The sequence below is a fragment of the Escherichia sp. WS3063 genome (assembly GCF_046486595.1).
GTDB classification, from domain to species: Bacteria; Pseudomonadota; Gammaproteobacteria; order Enterobacterales; family Enterobacteriaceae; genus Escherichia; species Escherichia coli.
Map to the genome: position 1 here is coordinate 98,449 of NZ_JBJQKY010000008.1, position 23,940 is coordinate 122,388.

General features: G+C 52.1%; 16 protein-coding genes. 13 read left to right on the top strand and 3 right to left on the bottom strand.

Features of this window, described 5'->3' with window-relative positions; genetic code table 11:
• Positions 1–229 precede the first annotated feature (229 nt).
• From glgB to ACJHYW_RS10620, 8 genes are all read left to right on the top strand, one after another.
• Positions 230–2,416, top strand: coding sequence for a 1,4-alpha-glucan branching enzyme (gene glgB / locus ACJHYW_RS10585; protein WP_001283726.1), 2,187 nt, complete (start codon positions 230–232; stop codon positions 2,414–2,416).
• Entirely contained in the window at positions 2,413–4,386 is a 1,974-nt protein-coding gene (gene glgX, locus ACJHYW_RS10590) for a glycogen debranching protein GlgX (RefSeq protein WP_000192510.1), read from the top strand. Before glgB ends, glgX begins: the two co-directional genes overlap by 4 nt.
• Before the next feature lie 17 nt (positions 4,387–4,403).
• Positions 4,404–5,699 carry a glucose-1-phosphate adenylyltransferase gene (gene glgC, locus ACJHYW_RS10595; protein ID WP_000253975.1) on the top strand — a complete coding sequence of 432 codons (1,296 nt, stop codon included), beginning with the start codon at positions 4,404–4,406 and terminating at the stop codon, positions 5,697–5,699.
• On the top strand, positions 5,699–7,132 hold the full coding sequence (glgA, locus tag ACJHYW_RS10600; RefSeq protein WP_001197646.1) for a glycogen synthase GlgA: 1,434 nt from the start codon (positions 5,699–5,701) through the stop codon (positions 7,130–7,132). The genes glgC and glgA overlap by 1 nt, the downstream gene beginning before the upstream one ends.
• A gap of 18 nt (positions 7,133–7,150) precedes the next feature.
• Positions 7,151–9,598 carry a glycogen phosphorylase gene (gene glgP, locus ACJHYW_RS10605; protein WP_000993450.1) on the top strand — a complete coding sequence of 816 codons (2,448 nt, stop codon included), beginning with the start codon at positions 7,151–7,153 and terminating at the stop codon, positions 9,596–9,598.
• 125 nt (positions 9,599–9,723) lie between these two features.
• The gene (locus ACJHYW_RS10610; protein ID WP_122992053.1) at positions 9,724–11,232 is read left to right on the top strand and encodes a PstS family phosphate ABC transporter substrate-binding protein; all 1,509 of its coding nucleotides are present in this window, start codon (positions 9,724–9,726) and stop codon (positions 11,230–11,232) included.
• Positions 11,233–11,257: 25 nt separating this feature from the next.
• On the top strand, positions 11,258–12,250 hold the full coding sequence (locus ACJHYW_RS10615; RefSeq protein WP_001032211.1) for a PstS family phosphate ABC transporter substrate-binding protein: 993 nt from the start codon (positions 11,258–11,260) through the stop codon (positions 12,248–12,250).
• 2 nt (positions 12,251–12,252) lie between these two features.
• On the top strand, positions 12,253–12,858 hold the full coding sequence (locus tag ACJHYW_RS10620; protein ID WP_061092826.1) for a hypothetical protein: 606 nt from the start codon (positions 12,253–12,255) through the stop codon (positions 12,856–12,858).
• Positions 12,859–12,910: 52 nt separating this feature from the next.
• Here ACJHYW_RS10620 and glpD read toward each other — a convergent pair whose 3' ends face one another.
• The gene (gene glpD, locus ACJHYW_RS10625) at positions 12,911–14,416 is read right to left on the bottom strand and encodes a glycerol-3-phosphate dehydrogenase (protein WP_000448114.1); all 1,506 of its coding nucleotides are present in this window, start codon (positions 14,414–14,416) and stop codon (positions 12,911–12,913) included.
• A gap of 189 nt (positions 14,417–14,605) precedes the next feature.
• On the opposite strand from glpD, the gene glpE reads away from it, so the two are divergent.
• The 3 genes from glpE to ACJHYW_RS10640 are packed head-to-tail and all read left to right on the top strand — an operon-like array spanning position 14,606 to position 16,582.
• On the top strand, positions 14,606–14,932 hold the full coding sequence (gene glpE / locus ACJHYW_RS10630; RefSeq protein WP_000371928.1) for a thiosulfate sulfurtransferase GlpE: 327 nt from the start codon (positions 14,606–14,608) through the stop codon (positions 14,930–14,932).
• A gap of 44 nt (positions 14,933–14,976) precedes the next feature.
• A complete protein-coding gene (gene glpG / locus ACJHYW_RS10635; protein ID WP_000928723.1) occupies positions 14,977–15,807 on the top strand; it encodes a rhomboid family intramembrane serine protease GlpG in 831 nt (276 codons plus the stop codon).
• Positions 15,808–15,823: 16 nt separating this feature from the next.
• On the top strand, positions 15,824–16,582 hold the full coding sequence (locus tag ACJHYW_RS10640; protein WP_000815099.1) for a DeoR/GlpR family transcriptional regulator: 759 nt from the start codon (positions 15,824–15,826) through the stop codon (positions 16,580–16,582).
• Here the strand turns inward: ACJHYW_RS10640 and rtcR are convergent.
• Complete coding sequence (rtcR, locus tag ACJHYW_RS10645) at positions 16,564–18,162, bottom strand: DNA-binding transcriptional regulator RtcR (protein ID WP_061092827.1); 1,599 nt, start codon at positions 18,160–18,162, stop codon at positions 16,564–16,566. The genes ACJHYW_RS10640 and rtcR overlap by 19 nt on opposite strands.
• A gap of 188 nt (positions 18,163–18,350) precedes the next feature.
• Between rtcR and rtcB the strand changes: the two genes are divergently transcribed.
• A complete protein-coding gene (rtcB, locus tag ACJHYW_RS10650; protein WP_061092828.1) occupies positions 18,351–19,577 on the top strand; it encodes an RNA-splicing ligase RtcB in 1,227 nt (408 codons plus the stop codon).
• Positions 19,578–19,580: 3 nt separating this feature from the next.
• On the top strand, positions 19,581–20,597 hold the full coding sequence (rtcA, locus tag ACJHYW_RS10655) for an RNA 3'-terminal phosphate cyclase (protein WP_061092831.1): 1,017 nt from the start codon (positions 19,581–19,583) through the stop codon (positions 20,595–20,597).
• Between the two features lie 42 nt (positions 20,598–20,639).
• Here the strand turns inward: rtcA and malT are convergent, their stop codons facing one another.
• A complete protein-coding gene (malT, locus tag ACJHYW_RS10660; RefSeq protein ID WP_000906949.1) occupies positions 20,640–23,345 on the bottom strand; it encodes an HTH-type transcriptional regulator MalT in 2,706 nt (901 codons plus the stop codon).
• Positions 23,346–23,940 lie beyond the last annotated feature (595 nt).

Consider the following 23,940-nt stretch of genomic DNA (forward strand, 5'->3'; position numbering starts at 1 on the left):
GCGTAATACAGGAGTAAGCGCAGATGTTTCATGATTTACCGGGAGTTAAATAGAGCATTGGCTATTCTTTAAGGGTGGCGGAATACACGAGTATTCACAGCCTTACCTGAAGTGAGGACGACGCAGAGAGGATGCACAGAGTGCTGCGCCGTTCAGGTCAAAAAAATGTCACAACCAGAAGTCAAAAATTCAGTTGGATGGGGTGACACAATAAAACAGGAAGACAAGCATGTCCGATCGTATCGATAGAGACGTGATTAACGCGCTAATTGCAGGCCATTTTGCGGATCCTTTTTCCGTACTGGGGATGCATAAAACCACCGCGGGACTGGAAGTCCGTGCCCTTTTACCCGACGCTACCGATGTGTGGGTGATTGAACCGAAAACCGGGCGCAAACTCGCAAAACTGGAGTGTCTCGACTCCCGTGGATTCTTTAGCGGTGTCATTCCGCGACGTAAGAATTTTTTCCGCTATCAACTGGCTGTTGTCTGGCATGGTCAGCAAAACCTGATAGATGATCCTTACCGTTTTGGTCCGCTAATCCAGGAAATGGATGCCTGGCTATTATCTGAAGGTACTCACCTGCGCCCGTATGAAACCTTAGGCGCGCATGCAGATACTATGGATGGCGTCACAGGTACGCGTTTTTCTGTCTGGGCTCCAAACGCCCGTCGGGTCTCGGTGGTTGGGCAATTCAACTACTGGGACGGTCGCCGTCATCCGATGCGCCTGCGTAAAGAGAGCGGCATCTGGGAACTGTTTATCCCTGGGGCGCATAACGGTCAGCTCTATAAATATGAGATGATTGATGCCAATGGCAACTTGCGTCTGAAGTCCGACCCTTATGCCTTCGAAGCGCAAATGCGCCCGGAAACCGCGTCTCTTATTTGCGGGCTGCCGGAAAAGGTTGTGCAGACTGAAGAGCGCAAAAAAGCGAATCAGTTTGATGCGCCAATCTCTATTTATGAAGTTCACCTGGGCTCCTGGCGTCGCCACACCGACAACAATTTCTGGTTGAGCTACCGCGAGCTGGCCGATCAACTGGTGCCTTATGCTAAATGGATGGGCTTTACCCATCTCGAGCTACTGCCCATTAACGAGCATCCCTTCGATGGCAGTTGGGGTTATCAGCCAACCGGCCTGTATGCACCGACCCGCCGTTTTGGTACCCGCGACGACTTCCGTTATTTCATTGATGCCGCACACGCAGCTGGTCTGAACGTGATTCTCGACTGGGTGCCAGGCCACTTCCCGACCGATGACTTTGCGCTTGCCGAATTTGATGGCACGAACTTGTATGAACACAGCGATCCGCGCGAAGGCTATCATCAGGACTGGAACACGCTGATCTACAACTATGGTCGCCGTGAAGTTAGTAACTTCCTTGTCGGTAACGCGCTTTACTGGATCGAACGTTTTGGTATTGATGCGCTGCGCGTCGATGCGGTGGCGTCAATGATTTATCGCGACTACAGCCGTAAAGAGGGGGAGTGGATCCCGAACGAATTTGGCGGGCGCGAGAATCTTGAAGCGATTGAATTCTTGCGTAATACCAACCGTATTCTTGGTGAGCAGGTTTCCGGTGCGGTGACAATGGCGGAGGAGTCTACCGATTTCCCTGGCGTTTCTCGTCCGCAGGACATGGGCGGTCTGGGCTTCTGGTACAAGTGGAACCTCGGCTGGATGCATGACACCCTGGACTACATGAAGCTCGACCCGGTTTATCGTCAGTATCATCACGATAAACTGACCTTCGGGATGCTCTACAACTACACTGAAAACTTCGTCCTGCCGTTGTCGCATGATGAAGTGGTCCACGGTAAAAAATCGATTCTCGATCGGATGCCGGGCGACGCATGGCAGAAATTCGCTAACCTGCGCGCCTACTACGGCTGGATGTGGGCATTCCCGGGCAAGAAATTGCTGTTCATGGGGAACGAATTTGCCCAGGGCCGCGAGTGGAACCATGACGCCAGCCTCGACTGGCATCTGTTGGAAGGCGGCGATAACTGGCACCACGGTGTCCAGCGTCTGGTGCGCGATCTGAACCTCACCTACCGCCACCATAAAGCAATGCATGAACTGGATTTTGACCCGTACGGCTTTGAATGGCTGGTGGTGGATGACAAAGAACGCTCGGTGCTGATCTTTGTGCGTCGCGATAAAGAGGGTAACGAAATCATCGTTGCCAGTAACTTTACTCCGGTGCCGCGTCATGATTATCGCTTCGGCATTAACCAGCCGGGCAAATGGCGTGAAATCCTCAATACCGATTCCATGCACTATCACGGCAGTAATGCCGGCAATGGCGGCACGGTACACAGCGATGAGATTGCCAGCCACGGTCGTCAGCATTCACTAAGCCTGACACTACCACCGCTGGCCACTATCTGGCTGGTTCGGGAGGCAGAATGACACAACTCGCCATTGGCAAACCCGCACCCCTCGGCGCGCATTACGACGGTCAGGGCGTCAACTTCACACTTTTCTCCGCTCATGCCGAGCGGGTAGAACTGTGTATCTTTGACGCCAATGGCCAGGAACATCGCTATGACTTGCCAGGGCACAGTGGCGACATTTGGCACGGTTATCTGCCGGATGCGCGTCCGGGTTTGCGTTATGGTTATCGCGTTCATGGCCCCTGGCAACCCGCCGAGGGGCATCGCTTTAACCCGGCGAAGTTGTTGATTGATCCTTGCGCGCGGCAAATTGACGGGGAGTTTAAAGATAACCCGCTGCTGCACGCCGGTCATAATGAACCTGACTATCGCGACAACGCCGCCATTGCGCCGAAATGCGTAGTGGTGGTTGATCACTATGACTGGGAAGATGATGCCCCGCCGCGCACGCCGTGGGGCAGCACCATCATTTATGAAGCCCATGTCAAAGGATTAACGTACCTGCACCCGGAGATCCCGGTCGAGATCCGTGGCACTTATAAAGCCCTGGGGCATCCGGTGATGATCAACTATTTGAAACAGTTGGGCATTACCGCGCTGGAACTGCTGCCGGTGGCGCAGTTTGCCAGTGAACCACGTCTGCAACGCATGGGGCTAAGTAACTACTGGGGTTACAACCCGGTGGCGATGTTTGCGCTGCATCCGGCGTATGCCTGCTCCCCAGAAACGGCGCTGCATGAGTTTCGCGATGCAATCAAAGCACTGCATAAAGCGGGTATCGAAGTCATTCTTGATATCGTGCTCAACCATAGCGCGGAACTGGACCTCGACGGCCCGTTATTCTCTCTGCGTGGGATCGACAACCGTAGCTATTATTGGATAAGAGAAGACGGCGATTATCACAACTGGACCGGTTGTGGCAACACGCTCAATTTGAGTCATCCGGCGGTAGTGGATTATGCCAGCGCTTGCCTGCGTTATTGGGTAGAAACCTGCCACGTCGATGGTTTCCGCTTTGATCTGGCGGCAGTCATGGGCCGTACGCCAGAGTTCCGTCAGGATGCGCCGTTGTTTACCGCTATCCAGAACTGCCCCGTGCTCTCACAGGTGAAGTTAATTGCTGAACCGTGGGATATTGCGCCTGGTGGTTATCAGGTGGGAAATTTCCCGCCACTGTTTGCTGAGTGGAACGATCATTTCCGCGATGCTGCCCGTCGTTTCTGGCTGCATTATGATTTGCCTCTGGGGGCGTTTGCCGGGCGTTTTGCTGCCTCCAGCGATGTTTTTAAACGTAATGGTCGTCTGCCGAGTGCCGCGATTAATCTCGTCACCGCGCATGACGGTTTTACGCTTCGCGACTGCGTTTGCTTCAACCATAAACACAATGAAGCAAACGGAGAAGAAAATCGCGACGGGACCAACAACAATTACAGTAACAATCATGGTAAAGAAGGGTTAGGCGGTACTCTTGATCTGGTTGAACGGCGGCGCGACAGCATTCACGCCCTGTTAACAACGTTGTTGCTCTCCCAGGGTACGCCGATGTTACTGGCCGGTGACGAACATGGTCACAGCCAGCATGGCAATAACAATGCCTACTGTCAGGATAACCAATTAACCTGGTTGGACTGGTCGCAGGCAAGCAGTGGTTTAACCGCATTTACCGCCGCGTTAATCCATCTGCGCAAGCGCATTCCCGCTTTGATGGAGAATCGCTGGTGGGAAGAAGGCGACGGCAATGTCCGTTGGCTAAATCGATATGCTCAACCTTTAAGCACGGATGAGTGGCAAAACGGGCCGAAACAGCTGCAAATTCTGCTTTCGGATCGCTTTTTGATCGCAATTAACGCCACGCTTGAGGTAACAGAGATTGTTTTACCTGCTGGGGAGTGGCACGCCATTCCCCCATTCGCTGGAGAGGATAACCCAGTGATTACGGCTGTCTGGCAGGGACCTGCACACGGATTGTGTGTGTTCCAGAGATGATAAAAAAGGAGTTAGTCATGGTTAGTTTAGAGAAGAACGATCACTTAATGTTGGCGCGCCAGCTGCCATTGAAATCTGTTGCCCTGATACTGGCGGGAGGACGTGGTACCCGCCTGAAGGATTTAACCAATAAGCGAGCAAAACCGGCCGTACACTTCGGCGGTAAGTTCCGCATTATCGACTTTGCGCTGTCTAACTGCATCAACTCCGGGATCCGTCGTATGGGCGTGATCACCCAGTACCAGTCCCACACTCTGGTGCAGCACATTCAGCGCGGCTGGTCATTCTTCAATGAAGAAATGAACGAGTTTGTCGATCTGCTGCCAGCACAGCAGAGAATGAAAGGGGAAAACTGGTATCGCGGCACCGCAGATGCAGTTACCCAAAACCTCGACATTATCCGCCGTTATAAAGCGGAATACGTGGTGATCCTGGCGGGCGACCATATCTACAAGCAAGACTACTCGCGTATGCTTATCGACCACGTCGAAAAAGGCGCACGTTGCACCGTTGCTTGTATGCCAGTACCGATTGAAGAAGCCTCCGCATTTGGCGTTATGGCGGTTGATGAGAACGATAAAATTATCGAATTCGTTGAAAAACCAGCTAACCCGCCGTCAATGCCGAACGATCCGAGCAAATCTCTGGCGAGTATGGGTATTTACGTCTTTGACGCCGACTATCTGTATGAACTGCTGGAAGAAGACGATCGCGATGAGAACTCCAGCCACGACTTTGGCAAAGATTTGATTCCCAAGATCACCGAAGCCGGTCTGGCCTATGCGCACCCGTTCCCGCTCTCTTGCGTACAATCCGACCCGGATGCCGAGCCGTACTGGCGCGATGTGGGTACGCTGGAAGCTTACTGGAAAGCGAACCTCGATCTGGCCTCTGTGGTGCCGGAACTGGATATGTACGATCGCAATTGGCCAATTCGCACCTACAATGAATCATTACCGCCAGCGAAATTCGTGCAGGATCGCTCCGGTAGCCACGGGATGACCCTTAACTCACTGGTATCCGGCGGTTGTGTGATCTCCGGTTCGGTGGTGGTGCAGTCCGTTCTGTTCTCGCGCGTTCGCGTGAATTCATTCTGCAACATTGATTCCGCCGTATTGTTACCGGAAGTATGGGTAGGTCGCTCGTGCCGTCTGCGCCGCTGCGTCATCGATCGTGCTTGTGTTATTCCGGAAGGCATGGTGATTGGTGAAAACGCAGAGGAAGATGCACGTCGTTTCTATCGTTCAGAAGAAGGCATCGTGCTGGTAACGCGCGAAATGCTACGGAAGTTAGGGCATAAACAGGAGCGATAATGCAGGTTTTACATGTATGTTCAGAGATGTTCCCGCTGCTTAAAACCGGCGGTCTGGCTGATGTTATTGGGGCATTACCCGCAGCACAAATCGCAGACGGCGTTGACGCTCGCGTACTGTTGCCTGCATTTCCCGATATTCGCCGTGGCGTGACCGATGCGCAGGTAGTATCCCGTCGTGATACCTTCGCCGGACATATCACGCTGTTGTTCGGTCATTACAACGGGGTTGGCATTTACCTGATTGACGCGCCGCATCTCTATGATCGTCCGGGAAGCCCGTATCACGATACCAACTTATTTGCCTATACCGACAACGTGTTGCGTTTTGCGCTGCTGGGGTGGGTTGGGGCAGAAATGGCCAGCGGGCTTGACCCATTCTGGCGTCCTGATGTGGTGCATGCGCACGACTGGCATGCAGGCCTTGCGCCTGCGTATCTGGCGGCGCGCGGGCGTCCGGCGAAGTCGGTGTTTACTGTGCACAACCTGGCCTATCAAGGCATGTTTTATGCACATCACATGAATGACATCCAATTGCCATGGTCATTCTTTAATATTCATGGGCTGGAATTCAACGGACAAATCTCTTTTCTGAAGGCCGGTCTGTACTATGCCGATCACATTACGGCAGTCAGCCCAACCTACGCTCGCGAGATCACCGAACCGCAGTTTGCCTACGGTATGGAAGGTCTGTTGCAACAGCGTCACCGTGAAGGGCGTCTTTCCGGCGTACTGAACGGCGTGGACGAGAAAATCTGGAGTCCAGAGACGGACTTACTGTTGGCCTCGCGTTACACCCGCGATACGTTGGAAGATAAAGCGGAAAATAAGCGCCAGTTACAAATCGCAATGGGGCTTAAGGTTGACGATAAAGTGCCGCTTTTTGCAGTGGTGAGCCGTCTGACCAGCCAGAAAGGTCTCGACCTGGTGCTGGAAGCCTTACCGGGCCTTCTGGAGCAGGGCGGGCAGCTGGCGCTACTCGGCGCGGGCGATCCGGTGCTGCAGGAAGGTTTCCTTGCGGCGGCAGCGGAATACCCCGGCCAGGTGGGCGTTCAGATTGGCTATCACGAAGCATTTTCGCATCGCATTATGGGCGGCGCGGACGTCATTCTGGTGCCCAGCCGTTTTGAACCGTGCGGCTTAACGCAACTTTATGGATTGAAGTACGGTACGCTGCCGTTAGTGCGGCGCACCGGTGGGCTTGCTGATACGGTTTCTGACTGTTCTCTTGAGAACCTTGCAGATGGCGTCGCCAGTGGGTTTGTCTTTGAAGATAGTAATGCCTGGTCGCTATTACGGGCTATTCGACGTGCTTTTGTACTGTGGTCCCGTCCTTCACTGTGGCGGTTTGTGCAACGTCAGGCTATGGCAATGGATTTTAGCTGGCAGGTCGCGGCGAAGTCGTACCGTGAGCTTTACTATCGCTTGAAATAGTTTTCAGGAAACGCCTATATGAATGCTCCGTTTACATATTCATCGCCCACGCTTAGCGTAGAAGCTCTTAAGCACTCTATCGCTTACAAGCTGATGTTTACGATTGGAAAGGACCCGGTCGTCGCCAATAAACATGAATGGCTGAACGCAACGTTATTTGCTGTGCGCGATCGTCTCGTGGAGCGCTGGTTACGTTCAAATCGTGCCCAGTTGTCGCAAGAAACTCGTCAGGTTTACTACCTGTCGATGGAGTTTTTGATTGGCCGTACGCTTTCCAACGCCATGTTGTCGCTAGGAATTTACGAAGATGTACAGGGCGCACTGGAAGCGATGGGGTTAAATCTCGAAGAGCTGATTGATGAAGAAAATGACCCGGGCCTCGGTAACGGTGGCCTGGGACGTCTGGCGGCTTGCTTCCTTGATTCTCTGGCGACGTTAGGGTTGCCGGGGCGCGGTTACGGCATCCGCTATGACTACGGTATGTTCAAGCAGAACATCGTTAACGGTAGCCAGAAAGAGTCACCTGACTACTGGCTGGAATACGGTAACCCGTGGGAATTCAAACGCCACAACACGCGCTATAAAGTCCGTTTTGGCGGTCGCATTCAGCAGGAAGGTAAAAAAACGCGCTGGATTGAAACCGAAGAGATTCTGGGAGTAGCTTACGATCAGATAATCCCAGGTTACGACACCGACGCGACCAACACGTTGCGTTTGTGGAGTGCCCAAGCCAGTAGCGAAATTAACCTCGGTAAATTCAACCAGGGCGACTACTTCGCGGCAGTGGAAGATAAGAACCACTCCGAGAACGTATCTCGCGTACTGTATCCGGACGACTCCACCTACTCTGGGCGTGAGCTGCGACTGCGTCAGGAATACTTCCTGGTTTCCTCGACCATTCAGGACATTTTAAGCCGCCATTATCAGTTGCATAAAACCTACGATAACCTGGCGGATAAAATTGCGATTCACCTCAACGATACCCATCCGGTGCTGTCGATTCCTGAGATGATGCGTCTGCTGATCGATGAGCACCAATTTAGCTGGGACGACGCGTTTGAAGTGTGTTGTCAGGTCTTCTCCTACACCAACCACACGCTAATGAGCGAGGCGCTGGAAACCTGGCCAGTCGATATGCTGGGTAAAATTCTGCCGCGTCACCTGCAGATCATCTTTGAAATCAACGACTATTTCCTGAAAACTTTGCAGGAACAGTATCCGAACGATACCGATCTGCTGGGACGGGCGTCGATCATCGATGAATCCAACGGTCGTCGTGTGCGTATGGCCTGGCTGGCGGTTGTGGTGAGCCACAAAGTTAACGGTGTATCGGAGCTGCACTCTAACCTGATGGTGCAATCGCTATTTGCCGACTTTGCGAAAATCTTCCCGGGTCGTTTCACCAACGTCACCAACGGTGTGACGCCGCGTCGCTGGCTGGCGGTAGCGAACCCATCGCTTTCAGCCGTGTTGGACGAACACCTGGGCCGTAACTGGCGCACCGACCTTAGCCTGCTTAATGAGCTGCAACAACACTGTGATTTCCCAATGGTTAATCACGCGGTGCATCAGGCGAAGCTGGAGAACAAAAAGCGTCTGGCGGAGTATATCGCCCAGCAGCTGAATGTGGTGGTAAATCCGAAAGCGCTGTTCGATGTGCAAATCAAACGTATTCACGAATACAAACGTCAATTGATGAATGTGTTGCACGTGATCACCCGCTATAACCGCATCAAGGCCGACCCGGATGCGAAGTGGGTACCGCGCGTGAATATTTTTGGCGGTAAGGCGGCTTCGGCCTATTACATGGCGAAGCACATTATTCATTTGATCAATGACGTAGCGAAAGTGATCAACAACGATCCGCAGATTGGCGACAAGCTGAAAGTCGTGTTCATCCCGAACTACAGCGTTAGCCTGGCGCAGTTGATCATTCCGGCGGCCGATCTGTCTGAACAGATTTCACTGGCGGGGACGGAAGCTTCCGGCACCAGTAACATGAAGTTTGCGCTTAACGGCGCGCTGACCATCGGTACGCTGGACGGTGCGAATGTCGAGATGCTGGATCATGTCGGTGCTGACAATATCTTTATTTTTGGTAACACAGCGGAAGAAGTGGAAGAACTGCGTCGTCAGGGCTACAAACCGCGTGAATACTACGAGAAAGATGAGGAGCTGCATCAGGTGCTGACGCAAATCGGCAGCGGTGTATTCAGTCCGGAAGATCCGGGTCGCTATCGCGATCTGGTCGATTCGCTGATCAACTTCGGCGATCACTACCAGGTACTGGCGGATTATCGCAGCTATGTCGATTGTCAGGATAAAGTCGACGAACTCTACGAGCGTCAGGAAGAGTGGACCGCAAAAGCGATGCTGAACATTGCCAATATGGGCTACTTCTCTTCTGACCGTACGATCAAAGAGTACGCCGATCATATCTGGCATATTGATCCGGTGAGATTGTAAGTTCGCTAAAAAACAGAACGGGGCCAAAAGGTCCCGTTTTTTTTCGCCTTTATTTAGGAAAAGTGTCCAGAGGGGGCGAGGGTTATCGGGGAGTATAATTTCGCCATTCAGCAAGAATGGAAAGAATAATGCAAAACGGAAAATGGATTTTGACCTCGCTGGTAATGACTTTTTTTGGCATCCCCATACTGGCGCAATTTTTGGCAGCGGTTGTTGCCATGCTGGGGGCCGGGCTTGCCGCTATTCTTGAGGTTTGCAATTTACTCTTTACGCCAACAATTTATCTTCTACTCAACGTCTTTATGCTGACGCTGGGGGCGATAATCATATTTTTCTCTGGTCGCGTGTGGACTGGTGATAGCGCACCAGAAAAAAGAGAAATAGCCGCCTGGCGACAATGCTTTTTTCTCTTACCCGCGCTATTAACCCTGATTGGCTGGATAATCGCGCTACATCTGGCAGATTATCAACTTCGCCAGATGGGAGCCGGTTGGTTGGCAAACCTTATGCTTCCCTGGTTGGGCGTTTTTACAGTCTCATTCGTCGGTGGTGAGTACTGGTGGATAGTCATTATTCCCGTTGGCGCGCATATCAGTTTTTCACTGGGATACGGCTGGCCGACCAGACACCCTTTAACCGGCACCTCCGGTCTACGTTGCCGTAATTTACTTCTGTTCATTCTTCTCTTACTGGGTATTGTCGCTGGTTATCAGGCTTATTTATATAAACAGCTTAATCCCGGCGTCGGTGTGCGTGAAAATATTGATACCTGGGCCTGGCGACCCGATAAACTTAATAATCAACTGACGCCACTGCGTGGTAAACCACAAATTCAATTTACGCAAAACTGGCCGCGACTCGATGGCGCTACGGCGGCGTACCCCATTTATGCCTCTGCATTTTATGCATTAAGTGTAATACCAGAGGATTTTCACGTTTGGGATTATCTGGATAACTCTCGTACGCCAGAAGCATATAACAAAATCGTTAACGGTGATGCCGATATTATTTTCGTGGCGCAACCTTCCGATGGGCAAAAAAAACGCGCTGAGAAATCGGGCGTCACTTTGCTGTACACGCCATTTGCCCGTGAAGCGTTTGTTTTCATCGTCAATGCGGATAATCCGGTTAATTCCCTGACTGAACAACAAGTGCGTGACATTTTTAGTGGCGAAATTACCAACTGGCGCACGGTTGGCGGTAAGGATCAGGAGATCCAGACCTGGCAACGCCCGGAAGACTCTGGCAGCCAGACAGTGATGCAATCACAGGTCATGAAAAATGTCCGCATGATCTCGCCGCAGGAAACCGAAGTGGCAAGCATGATGGAGGGAATGATTAAAGTCGTTGCCGAATACCGTAATACAAACAACGCAATAGGCTACACCTTCCGCTATTACGCAACACAAATGAATGCCGATAAAAATATAAAACTGCTAGCGATTAACGGTATTGCACCGACTGCGGAAAATATTCGTAACGGCAAATATCCGTATATCATCGATGCCTTTATGGTAACGCGGGAAAATACTACGTCAGAAACACAAAAACTGGTCGAATGGTTTTTAACGCCGCAGGGACAGAGTCTGGTGGAAGATGTGGGCTATGTGCCGCTGTATCCAACAATGAAATAACGCTCGAGAGAAAGGAATCAGCGCAATGAATAAATTCACCGGTGTTTTACTATTAGGTACGGCGCTACTGGCGGGATGTGTCGACCGGGAAGGGTACTATAACAGCGTCAGGGAAGAAGACAGCCATGGACTGACGTCTCTGCGGGGGCAACCTGAATTACGTTACAACGATGATTGGTCAAGATGGCCGAGAGTGTACGGCGCTACAGCCTTATACCCGCTGTATGCCTCCGCGTATTATGAATTAGTACCCGAGCCAAAAGATAAGGATCGAACCTCGCTGGCCTGGCAGGCGTATGGTTTGCAACAAACCCGAACAGCTGAAGCCTACGATAGTCTGATTAAGGGTACCGCGACGGTTATTTTTGTTGCACAACCGTCGGAAGGACAGAAAAAACGTGCAGAAGAAGCAGGTGTTAAACTCAAATATACCGCTTTCGCCCGCGAAGCCTTTGTCTTTATCGTTGATATCAAAAACCCGGTTAATTCACTTAGCGAACAGCAGGTCAAAGACATTTTTAGCGGTAAAGTGAGTCGCTGGAATAAAGTGGGCGGCGGTGACGAAAGTATAAAAGTCTGGCAGCGGCCAGAAGATTCTGGAAGCCAAACGGTTATGAAGGGACTGGTTATGCAAGATACTCCAATGCTGCCAGCCAAAAAATCCACTGTTATCGATCTTATGGGCGGTTTAATTACCGAAGTCGCCGACTACCAAAATACACCATCTTCTATTGGATACACCTTCTACTATTACGTCACACGTATGAATGACAATATGCTCAAAATGCGCAAACAGATCAAACTGCTGGCTATAAATGGCGTTGCACCTACAGAGGAAAATATCCGTAACGGCACTTATCCGTACATAATTCATGCTTATATGGTGACGCACGAAAACCCTACGCTGGAAACACAGAAATTCGTCGACTGGTTTTTAAGCCCGCAGGGACAGCAATTGGTAGAGGATGTGGGCTATGTGCCGATTTATGACGCATCATCCGAATCATCAGGACAATAAAGATGAATAAAATCAGACTTTATATTCCTCCGTTAATTCTTGGTTTTGTTATTGTGCCGTTGTTGGTGTGGCCGACGGTGGTTGCGCTGGCTGCTTGTGTTATCACGCTGAGTTTTATGGGAGAAATACTGTTCTCTATCCCGCTCATGTTCAGGAGTATTTCACTTCTGGAATTCCAACTTGGGTTATTGGCTGAATATGCACTTTTTTTCTGTGCCATGTGTTGCGTTGGTTGGCAATTTTCTTGCAGAACTCAATCTGAACTGAAAAGCAGACTCCATTGTTGGTTGGTATTTGCACCAGTTTATTTCTGGTTGCTCCTGTGGAATATCATTTTCTATGTCGCGCCAGCGCAAATTGCTTTGCTGGAAAATATGCGCAATTTCTTTCTGACCATTGTCTGGTTACCCCTGAATTTTTTTCAATTTGGGTCTCAGCCGTGGACTGACTTTATCGGTCCGATAAGCGCCCAGCTTGGTTTTGCATTGGGATATTATTGCCAGTGGCGTAGCAAAAATAGAAGTCAGAGGAAGAAGTGGGGCGAGTGGGTAACGTGCTTAAGTTTGGCGATTTTAGCTCAGGGGCCGTTATTCAATTATTTACAATGAATAGTCTAAGAATCCAAATAGCCCGGTTGCACTTCACAACCGGGCATCATCCTTACGACGCCAGCGATAACCTCTGCTGCGTATACTCCACCAGCCACTGACTCACACGAGATTGTTGATCCGCATTCAGCCACATGCCTTGTTTTGTGCGACGCCACAGGGCATCGTCGGCGCGACGGACCCATTCGTGATCCACCAGGTATTTCAGTTCCGCTTCGTAGAACTCATGACCGAAATCTTCCCCGAGGTCGCTTATCGCTCCCGCGTTGCCGAGCAGCAGTTCGCTGTTGCTGCCGTAAGTGCGCGCGTAGTGACGTGCCAGCGATTCGGTCAGGAACGGGTAACGGCGGCGCAGGCGGGCGGCGTAATCGTCACGGTCGCCTTCAATGGCACCACCCGGCAGCACGCTCTCTTTCGTCCACGTCGGACCAATGCCCTGATAATATGGCGTCAGTTTTTCCAGCGCATGTTCTGCCAGTTTTCGGTAGGTGGTCAGCTTACCGCCGAATACCGACAGCAGCGGTGCTTTGCCGTTTTCATCATGGATATCAAGGGTGTAATCACGGGTAATAGCCTGCGGCGAGTCGGACTCATCATCACACAGCGGACGCACACCGGAATAGGTCCAGACGATATCGTCACGGCTAAGCTGTTTTTTAAAGTGCGCGTTATACACTTTCAGCAGGTAATTGATTTCACTCTCTTCAATCTTCACCGCTTTCGGATCGCCTTTGTATTCCACATCGGTGGTGCCGATGATGGAAAACTCGTCCATCCACGGGATCACGAACACAATACGTTTATCTTCGTTTTGCAGAATGTAGGCTTGCTTCTGGGTATGCACGCGTGGCACCACAATATGGCTGCCTTTGATCAGGCGAATGCCATAAGGCGAAGGCAGATGCATCCCCTCGTCGAAGAACTGTTTCACCCACGGGCCGGTGGCGTTCACCAGGCCGCGCGCCTGCCAGGTGCATTTTTTGCCGGTATCGATATCTTCTGCTTCCACAATCCACAGGCCGTTTTCGCGGCGAGCAGAAGTGGCACGAGTACGAGTAAGCACTTCACCGCCTTTACGTACCACCATCTGGGCGTTGGCGAGTACCAGACGGGCGTCGTCTACCCAACAGTCAGAATATTCGAATCCGCGCTTAATTTCCGGTTTTAACACTGAGTTTGCGCCAAAACGCAAACCGGTTGATCCCGGCAGGCTGGTGCGTTTACCCAGATGATCGTACATAAACAGACCAATGCGAATCATCCACGCCGGGCGCAGATGCGGACGATGTGGCAGGCGAAAACGCATCGGGAAGGCGATATGCGGAGCCATTTTCAGCAACACTTCACGTTCAGCCAGCGCCTCGCTGACCAGGCGGAATTCATAGTGCTCAAGGTAGCGCAGGCCACCGTGAATGAGTTTTGAACTGGCGGAAGAGGTCGCGCAAGCGAGATCCTGCGCCTCCAGCATCAGCACGGATAAACCGCGTCCAGCGGCGTCTGCCGCGATACCAGCACCATTGATGCCGCCACCTATCACAATCAGATCTTTGGTTTCCATGCTGCCCTCATTCACTTTCGTTAAAGTTCATAAATGTTCGTTATCGAACATATTAGCAAAGAATCGCGCTTTGGGTAACATTGAAAAAACATTTTAGAGTGATATGTATAACATTATGGCGTTTATCTGCCGCTTCGACGTAAACTGTGCGGTAAATTTGCCCACTTGTTTGTAAAGAAAGAGAGACGCATGGATCAGTTCGAATGTATTAACGTTGCCGACGCGCACCAGAAGTTGCAGGAAAAAGAGGCGGTGCTGGTCGATATTCGCGATCCACAGAGTTTCGCAATGGGGCATGCGGTGCAGGCTTTCCATTTAACCAACGACACATTGGGCGCGTTTATGCGTGATAACGACTTCGATACGCCAGTCATGGTGATGTGTTACCACGGTAATAGCAGCAAAGGCGCGGCGCAGTATCTGCTGCAACAGGGCTACGATGTGGTCTACAGCATTGATGGCGGCTTTGAAGCCTGGCAGCGCCAGTTTCCCGCAGAGGTGGCGTACGGCGCGTAACGCTTTATACTGTCCCCTTTTGTGTGGAATAAGCGACAGCAACGATGTTGATGATTACCTCTTTTGCTAACCCCCGCGTGGCGCAGGCGTTTGTTGATTACATGGCGACGCAGGGTGTTATCCTCACGATTCAACAACATAACCAAAGCGATGTCTGGCTAGCGGATGAGTCCCAGGCCGAACGCGTGCGGGCGGAGCTGGCGCGTTTTCTCGAAAACCCGGCAGATCCGCGTTATCTGGCGGCCAGCTGGCAGGCGGGCCATACCGGCAGTGGCCTGCATTATCGCCGTTATCCTTTCTTTGCTGCCTTGCGTGAACGCGCAGGTCCGGTAACCTGGGTGATGATGATTGCCTGCGTGGTGGTGTTTATCGCCATGCAAATTCTCGGCGATCAGGAAGTGATGTTATGGCTGGCCTGGCCATTCGATCCGACGCTGAAATTTGAGTTCTGGCGTTACTTCACCCACGCGTTAATGCACTTCTCGCTGATGCATATCCTCTTTAACCTGCTCTGGTGGTGGTATCTCGGCGGTGCGGTGGAAAAACGCCTCGGTAGCGGTAAGCTAATTGTCATTACTCTCATTAGCGCCCTGTTAAGCGGCTATGTGCAGCAAAAATTCAGCGGGCCGTGGTTTGGCGGGCTTTCTGGCGTGGTGTATGCGCTGATGGGCTACGTCTGGCTACGTGGCGAACGCGATCCGCAAAGTGGCATTTACCTGCAACGTGGGTTAATTATCTTTGCGTTGATCTGGATTGTCGCCGGATGGTTTGATTTGTTTGGGATGTCGATGGCGAACGGAGCACACATCGCCGGGTTAGCCGTGGGTTTAGCGATGGCTTTTGTTGATTCGCTCAATGCGCGAAAACGAAAATAATTCCAGGGATTTAGAAATGAAACAAACACAACGTCACAACGGTATTATCGAACTGGTTAAACAGCAGGGTTATGTCAGCACCGAGGAGCTGGTAGAGCATTTCTCAGTTAGCCCGCAGACTATTCGCCGCGATCTCAACGAGCTGGCAGAGCAAAACCTGATCCTGCGCCATCATGGCGGTGCGGCGCTGCCTTCCAGTTCGGTTAATACGCCGTGGCACGATCGCAAGGCCACCCAGACCGAAGAAAAAGAGCGCATCGCCCGCAAAGTGGCGGAGCAAATTCCTAATGGCTCGACGCTGTTTATCGATATCGGCACCACGCCGGAAGCGGTGGCGCACGCGCTGCTTAATCACAGCAATTTACGCATTGTGACCAACAATCTCAACGTCGCTAACACGCTGATGGTAAAAGAGGATTTCCGTATCATTCTTGCCGGTGGCGAATTACGCAGCCGTGATGGCGGGATCATTGGCGAAGCAACGCTCGATTTTATCTCCCAGTTCCGCCTTGATTTCGGCATTCTGGGGATAAGCGGCATCGATAGCGACGGCTCGCTACTGGAGTTCGATTACCACGAAGTTCGCACCAAACGCGCCATCATTGAGAACTCGCGCCACGTTATGCTGGTTGTCGACCACTCAAAATTTGGCCGTAACGCGATGGTCAATATGGGCAGTATCAGCATGGTAGATGCCGTCTACACCGACGCCCCGCCGCCAGTAAGCGTGATGCAGGTGCTGACGGACCACCATATTCAACTGGAGCTGTGCTGATCCTGCACGGCTTCCCACGTCAGATTAAAACGCGCCAGGTATTTGCGTAGCCGATCCGCGTCGTTGACGCTGGCTTTCCCCTGGCGCGAAACATCAAAGAGTTCACGCCCGGCAGCGGAAAGCGACTTTGCCTGCCGGCAGATAGCGATAACATGTTCCAGTTGCATACGGTCAAAGAGGTCGATGTTTTCTGCCTCAGCGCCCAGCAACGCCGTCAGCGCGGAAGGACGACTCTCCTGCCAGTTATAGCGCAGACGGTTTATCTCATCTTCCACCACTTCCAGAGTGATGCGTCCGCTAGTGGCAAAGGTAGCCATCCGCGTGATGCTGGCAGAAAGTTCGCGAAAGTTACCGCGCCATGTTGCCTGGGGAGATGTCGCAAAGGCCAGCCAGGCGCGCCGCGCTTCGGTGTTAAAACGCACGCTGTCGCCAGTGAGTGAGGCGTGGCGCTCCACTTCATAATCCAGGTTCGGTTCAATATCTTCCTGGCGCTGGCGTAGACCCGGCAGGGTGAAGGTCCAGAGATTGATCCGCGCGTACAGATCTTCGCGGAATTTGCCTTCGGCAACCAGCTGACGCAAATCGCGCACCGTTCCGGCGATCAGCTGAAAGTCGCTACTCACCTGGCGATCGCTGCCAAACGGATAAAAGGTTTTCTCTTCAATGGCTTTCAGCAGCATTGCCTGTTCGTCTGCGCCCAGTTCGCCAATCTCATCAAGAAATAACATCCCGCCGTTGGCGCTGCGTAATAATCCTTCCCGCGACTCCCGCGCCCCGGTAAACGCGCCTTTCACATGACCAAACAGCGCTGACATGGCGGTATCGCCGCGCAGAGTGGCACAGTTCACCTCCACAAACGCGCCGCTAAACTGATGCCGCGCCTGTTTTAACTCGAAGATGCGTCGTGCCAGAAACGACTTTCCCGCACCGGTTGGGCCGTTGAGCAGGATCGGTGCGCGGGATTTGATCGCCACTTTTTCGATCTGCTCAATCATGCGGTTGAAGTGGGCGTTACGCGTGGCAATGCCGGACTTAAGAAAATCGAGCGTTTGCTGGCGTTCCTCGGCAAAGCGGCTGGCGATGGCGTTATAACGGCTTAAATCGAGATCGATAATCGTCACTTCACCTGCACCGCGCGGCTGTTCTTTTTTACGCGGTGGCGAAGATTGTATTAACCTGGCGGGCAGGTAACGTGCTTCCGCCAGCAGAAACCAGCAAATCTGCGCGACGTGGGTACCGGTGGTGATGTGAATTAAATAGTCTTCTTTATCAGGTTCGAACACGTAACCACGGGCGAAATCATGCAGGCAGGCGTAAACCTCCTCGAAATCCCATGGGTTATGCAGTTCAATCTCAACGCCCACCACTTTTGTTTCTGGCGAAACGCTGGCGATATCGCGTTTAAGCGTTTCAAACAGCGAGCGCGAGCGGGCGTCGTGCAACAATTCCAGTCGATTGATGACTAACGATTCTTGCTGGCATAGACAGAGTGACGGACGCCATTTCGACCATCGCTGACTGCCGCGCCCGGCATAATCCAGTACGGTGCCGACAAAGCCAAAAGCCACTGTTTTACGCATCTTAGATATCCTTATAAAAGACGATATTTCATTATCGGCGAATTGGCTTTGCGGGAAATCTCCGTTTACGGACGTAAAGATTTTATCTATTTAAAAACAATGAATTAAAAAATTAATCTACTCATTTAATTTTCTGGCACGACGGTTGCAATTATCTGGACAGCAAACAACGAAAAGAGAAAAATAAAATGAATTACGAATTACTGACCACTGAAAATGTCCCGGTAAAAATGTGGACCAAAGGCGTACCGGTAGAAGACGATGCGCGTCAGCAACTGATAAATACGGCGAAGATGCCGTTTATTTTCAAACATATTGCGGTAATGCCTGATGTACATCTGGGTAAAGGTTCCACCATTGGTAGCGTGATCCCAACCAAAGGAGCGATTATTCCGGCGGCGGTGGGGGTAGATATCGGTTGTGGAATGAACGCGCTGCGTACCGCGTTAACGGCGGCTGACCTGCCTGAAAACCTGGCGGAGCTGCGTCAGGCGATTGAAGCTGCCGTGCCGCATGGGCGTACCACAGGCCGTTGTAAACGTGATAAAGGCGCATGGGAAAAACCGCCTGTTAACGTCGATGCGAAATGGGCTGAGCTTGAAGCCGGTTATCAGTGGTTAACGCAAAAATATCCCCGTTTCCTTAACACTAACAACTATAAACACCTGGGAACGCTGGGAACGGGTAACCACTTTATTGAAATCTGCCTTGATGAGTCGGACCAGGTGTGGATTATGCTGCACTCCGGTTCACGCGGAATTGGTAACGCCATCGGGACTTACTTTATCGATCTGGCGCAAAAAGAGATGCAGGAAACGCTTGAAACATTGCCGTCGCGTGATCTGGCGTACTTTATGGAAGGTACGGAATACTTTGATGATTACCTGAAAGCCGTGGCCTGGGCGCAGCTTTTTGCCAGCCTTAACCGCGATGCGATGATGGAAAACGTGGTAACGGCGTTGCAGAGCATTACGCAGAAAACGGTCAGACAGCCACAAACGCTGGCGATGGAAGAGATCAACTGTCACCACAACTATGTGCAAAAAGAACAGCACTTTGGCGAAGAGATCTACGTGACGCGTAAAGGCGCGGTGTCTGCGCGTGCTGGTCAATATGGAATTATTCCCGGTTCGATGGGAGCGAAAAGCTTTATCGTCCGTGGGCTGGGAAATGTAGAGTCGTTCTGTTCGTGCAGCCACGGTGCCGGGCGGGTAATGAGCCGTACTAAAGCGAAAAAACTGTTCAGCGTGGAAGATCAAATTCGTGCCACCGCGCATGTGGAATGCCGTAAAGATGCCGAAGTGATCGACGAAATCCCGATGGCGTATAAAGATATCGACGCGGTGATGGCGGCACAAAGCGATCTGGTGGAAGTTATCTACACCCTGCGTCAGGTGGTGTGTGTAAAAGGATAAATGATGAAAAGGATGATTGCGCTGGATGGCGCACAGGGCGAAGGCGGCGGGCAGATCCTGCGCTCGGCGCTGAGCCTGTCGATGATAACTGGCCAGCCATTTACCATCACTGGCATTCGTGCCGGGCGGGCGAAACCGGGGCTGTTGCGCCAGCATCTGACCGCGGTTAAGGCGGCGACGGAAATTTGCCGAGCAACGGTGGAAGGCGCGGAGCTGGGGTCGCAGCGTCTGGTCTTCCGGCCTGGCACCGTGCGCGGCGGCGATTACCGCTTTGCTATCGGTAGCGCCGGAAGCAGCACGCTGGTGCTGCAAACGGTGCTGCCCGCGCTGTGGTTTGCTGACGGGCCTTCGCGTGTTGAAGTGAGCGGCGGCACCGATAACCCGTCGGCACCGCCTGCGGATTTTATCCGCCGGGTGCTGGAGCCGCTGCTGGCGAAAATAGGAATTCATCAGCAAACCACGCTGTTACGTCACGGTTTTTACCCTGCCGGAGGCGGCGTGGTGGCAACGGAAGTCTCACCGGTGGCATCGTTTAACTCCTTGCAACTTGGCGAGCGCGGGAACATTGTGCGGCTGCGTGGTGAGGTGTTATTAGCTGGCGTACCGCGACATGTTGCTGAGCGTGAAATCGCTACGCTGGTGGGTAGTTTTTCCCTGCATGAGCAGAATATTCATAACCTGCCGCGTGACCAGGGACCGGGTAATACCGTCTCGCTTGAAGTCGAAAGTGAAAATATCACCGAACGCTTTTTTATCGTCGGTGAAAAGCGCGTCAGCGCCGAGGTGGTCGCTGCGCAGTTGGTGAAAGAGGTGAAACGCTACCTGGCAAGCCCGGCGGCGGTGGGGGAATATCTCGCCGACCAGTTGGTGCTACCGATGGCGCTGGCGGGTGCGGGAGAATTTACGGTCGCCCATCCCTCATGCCATCTGCTGACCAATATCGCGGTGGTGGAGCGTTTCTTGCCAGTGCGGTTTAGTCTGGTGGAGGCGGATGGCGTAACGCGGGTGAGCATTGAATGATATAAAGATGTAAGCCGGATCCGACGTATTATCCGGCTAAACTCACACCCCATATCCCATCATCTTCAGCAGTTTCTGCGCGTGTTGTACCGCGGCCTGACGGTGGGCGACACCGAGTTTTTGGTACAGATTGCGGATATGCGTTTTGATGGTGGTTGCCGCCACTTCCAGCTCGCCTGCAATTTGCTCGTTGCTGTAACCGGAGTAAATCAGCCCCAGGACCTGCCATTCACGTTGGGTCAGCGGGCTGGTGCGGATCAGTTCTGGCACTTCCGGATGATTTAGCAGACGTTCAACGAAATTCTCATCGAAATGGGCGAATTTATGCCGATGATGTTGATTGATTTCTCGCAGAATACGCTGCGCACGATGCTGTTCCAGTTCCGGCAGCGTATTAAGCTGAATCAACTGGCGCAGTTGTTGCGCCATCGCTTCGCCTTCAATCACAAAATGGCTGATAAATCCGGTGCGATTCGCCAGTTTTAATGCGTCCAGCAACACGCGCTGAGCGTCACTTTTACGTCCGGCCTGCCAGTACAGTTGATTAAGCAGCAACAGGTTACGGTTGAGATCGCTCATCAACCGCAGACTGCGGGCGTTTTCATTGAGTTCTTCGAGAACAATTTCTGCCGGTTCAAACTCGCCCAGCAAGATTTGTGCACGGGCAATGTTGCGCCATTGACCTTGCAGGAAGTGGTTGTTCGCAAACTCCGGTTTAGCCGTATGACGCAACCAGTTGGCAGCGGCGGCTTTATCGCCGGTCATTTGCCAGTAAATCACCCGGACTTTGTTGGCGTTAGAGATCCAGTCGCTGTGATATTTGCCATTCCCCAGCAGGTTTTCCAGACGGTTAAGCTGGCTACGGGCGTTATCTAAATCACCACGGGCCAGCGAGCATTGAATCAACATTGCCAGGCACTGAAGCTGTTGCTGTGGCTGATAAGACGACAAGACTTCAATCCCGCTACGCGCCGACGCTTCGGCTTCATCCAGCCGCGCCCAGGCCCATAACAGCTGCGCACGAATGCGCACCAGAAACTCATGCATTGGCAGCTGTTCCAGATGCTGCTCGTTGATCAGCTGGAACGCTTTTTCCTGCGTTTCCCACGCGGTTTGCAGGAACCCTTGGGCAAACAGAATTTCACTTTGCTGGATTAAACTCCATAAGGCGTAGTGCCAGACATCGTGCTGGCGCGCCATCTGTTCGGTTTGCTGCATTAGCGCCAGTGAGCGGGTCAATTCGCCTTTGCAGTGCAATACTTCACCCAGCACTGAGGTTGCTACAATGCGGCTATAGAACCAGCCCGGAGGCAGTTCTTCCAGTGCCAGTTTTGCCAGCCGTTCCGCTTCATCCGGATTACCATCGTTAATCGCAACCTGGGCGCGCAGAGCGTTAAATTCTGCGTGCATGGTGCCTTCTCTGATGTCCTTGATTTCATGTTCAGCACGGGCCAGCAGGGTGTTAACTTCGCCGTAGCGATGTTGGCTTTGCATCAGCCACGCCTGCAATAACACCAACTGCGGATTTTCCAGCAAACTGTCCCACGGCAGGGCCTTAAGCGACTCTTCCAGCAGCGACAGTTCGCTATGGTTGAACAGACTCCAGGCGTGATTAAGCAGAATATCGCGCAGCATCAGCGCATCGCCTGCCGCCAGCGCATGATGAATCGCTTCGCTGGGAAATCCCTGGGCCATCCAGCTTTCTGCGGCGGCACGGTGAATTTCCGGCAGCTCCGCCGCCAGTTCCCACTGGCAGCGCTGACGCAGGAAGTTACCAAACAGCGGGTGATAGCAGAACCACTCGCCGGTATCATCCATCCGCTGTAAAAACAGCCCCTGGCGCTCAATCTCTTCGAGGCGCATTTGCCCGTTTTCTTCGCCGGTCACACGGTTGATGAGTGCATCGTTCATTGAGCGCAAAATGGCGCTTTTCAACAGAAAATGGCGCGTTGCGAGATCGACGTTATCCAAAACCTCATCGACCAGATAATCCGAAAGATGGCTGGCATTGATTCCCGCCAGGCGGCGTGCCGACTTATGGGCTGAGTGGGTATTCTGCCGGGCGGAGAGGGCGATTAGCTGCAGTGCCGTCGCCCAACCGGAAACGTCATCACAAATCCGACTGCTTTCTGCGGCTTCAATCGGCGATGACAGACGGCAATCAAAAAACTGCTTCGCTTCCTGATGGGTAAATGCCAGTTGCTGACTGCCAATTTCCAGCAGTTGGTCACGAACACGCAGATTGGCAATGCCCAGTTGCGGAAGGTTGCGTGACAACACCACCAGGGTGAGATTTTCTGGTTGATGGCGAATAAAGAAGCGCATTGACTCGTGGATCACTGGATTAGTGATCAGATGATAGTCATCGATGACCAGATAAAGTGGGCTATGCCATTCCGCCAGCTCAATGAAAAGCTGGGCGAAGAGTGACGTCAGGCTGGCATATTGCCGTTTTTGCGCCATTGTCTCACATATCGCACAGTGACCGTTGGTTGCCTGCTGCACGGCGGCAATGAGATAGCTGGCGAAACGCTCTTGCTGGTTATCACCTTCATCCAGCGAGTACCAGCCGATATCGTTTTTGCCTGCCGCCCACTGGGAAATGAGCGTGGTCTTTCCGTAGCCCGCAGGACTTGTGATCAGCGCCAGCCGGAAGTTGTTCGCGCCGGAAAGTTTAGCCAGCAGGCGCTCACGAACCACGGTATGGTCGAGTCGAACCGGACGACTTAATTTTGACGGAATCAGCATAGTTAATCACTTCACTGTGGAAAATGAGGAAATATTATTTTTTTTGCGCTTCGTAATTAATGGTTATAAGGTCGGCCAGAAACCTTTCTAATGCAAGCGATGACGTTTTTTTATGTGTCTGAATTTGCACTCTGTCACAATTCCAAATCTTTATTAATGACTCACCTAAAACGACGCTGATCCAGCGTGAATGCTGGGTTGTACGGTATTTCCCTTATGTTCATCAGTTTCATTTAAGCAAGGGTTTTTTCTTTATCCCTGATGAAAGTGCCATCTAAAAAGATGATCTTAATAAATCTATTAAGAATAAGATGGAGCACACTTGATATTTTACTTATGTAACTGTTTCACTCCTTTACTTAATTTATAGAGTTACCTTCCGCTTTTTGAAAATACACAACGGCCATTTTTTGCACTTAGATACAGATTTTCTGCGCTGTATGGCATTGATTTGCTGCTAATCCTGTGGTTTGCACTAGCTTTAAGTGGTCGAGATCACATTTCCTTGCTCATCCCCGCAACTCCTCCCTGCCTAATCCCCTGCAGGATGAGGAAGGTCAACATCGAGCCTGGCAAACTAGCGATAACGTTGTGT

What these genes read in the sequence shown, in the direction of transcription:
- glgA (WP_001197646.1), top strand. Translation starts at nt 5,699, where the DNA reads ATGCAGGTTTTACATGTATGTTCAGAGATGTTCCCGCTGCTTAAAACC.
- glpD (WP_000448114.1), bottom strand. Translation starts at nt 14,416, where the DNA reads ATGGAAACCAAAGATCTGATTGTGATAGGTGGCGGCATCAATGGTGCT.
- malT (WP_000906949.1), bottom strand. Translation starts at nt 23,345, where the DNA reads ATGCTGATTCCGTCAAAATTAAGTCGTCCGGTTCGACTCGACCATACC.
- glgP (WP_000993450.1), top strand. Translation starts at nt 7,151, where the DNA reads ATGAATGCTCCGTTTACATATTCATCGCCCACGCTTAGCGTAGAAGCT.
- ACJHYW_RS10620 (WP_061092826.1), top strand. Translation starts at nt 12,253, where the DNA reads ATGAATAAAATCAGACTTTATATTCCTCCGTTAATTCTTGGTTTTGTT.
- glgX (WP_000192510.1), top strand. Translation starts at nt 2,413, where the DNA reads ATGACACAACTCGCCATTGGCAAACCCGCACCCCTCGGCGCGCATTAC.
- glpG (WP_000928723.1), top strand. Translation starts at nt 14,977, where the DNA reads ATGTTGATGATTACCTCTTTTGCTAACCCCCGCGTGGCGCAGGCGTTT.
- glgB (WP_001283726.1), top strand. Translation starts at nt 230, where the DNA reads ATGTCCGATCGTATCGATAGAGACGTGATTAACGCGCTAATTGCAGGC.
- rtcA (WP_061092831.1), top strand. Translation starts at nt 19,581, where the DNA reads ATGAAAAGGATGATTGCGCTGGATGGCGCACAGGGCGAAGGCGGCGGG.
- ACJHYW_RS10640 (WP_000815099.1), top strand. Translation starts at nt 15,824, where the DNA reads ATGAAACAAACACAACGTCACAACGGTATTATCGAACTGGTTAAACAG.
- rtcB (WP_061092828.1), top strand. Translation starts at nt 18,351, where the DNA reads ATGAATTACGAATTACTGACCACTGAAAATGTCCCGGTAAAAATGTGG.
- glpE (WP_000371928.1), top strand. Translation starts at nt 14,606, where the DNA reads ATGGATCAGTTCGAATGTATTAACGTTGCCGACGCGCACCAGAAGTTG.
- glgC (WP_000253975.1), top strand. Translation starts at nt 4,404, where the DNA reads ATGGTTAGTTTAGAGAAGAACGATCACTTAATGTTGGCGCGCCAGCTG.
- rtcR (WP_061092827.1), bottom strand. Translation starts at nt 18,162, where the DNA reads ATGCGTAAAACAGTGGCTTTTGGCTTTGTCGGCACCGTACTGGATTAT.
- ACJHYW_RS10615 (WP_001032211.1), top strand. Translation starts at nt 11,258, where the DNA reads ATGAATAAATTCACCGGTGTTTTACTATTAGGTACGGCGCTACTGGCG.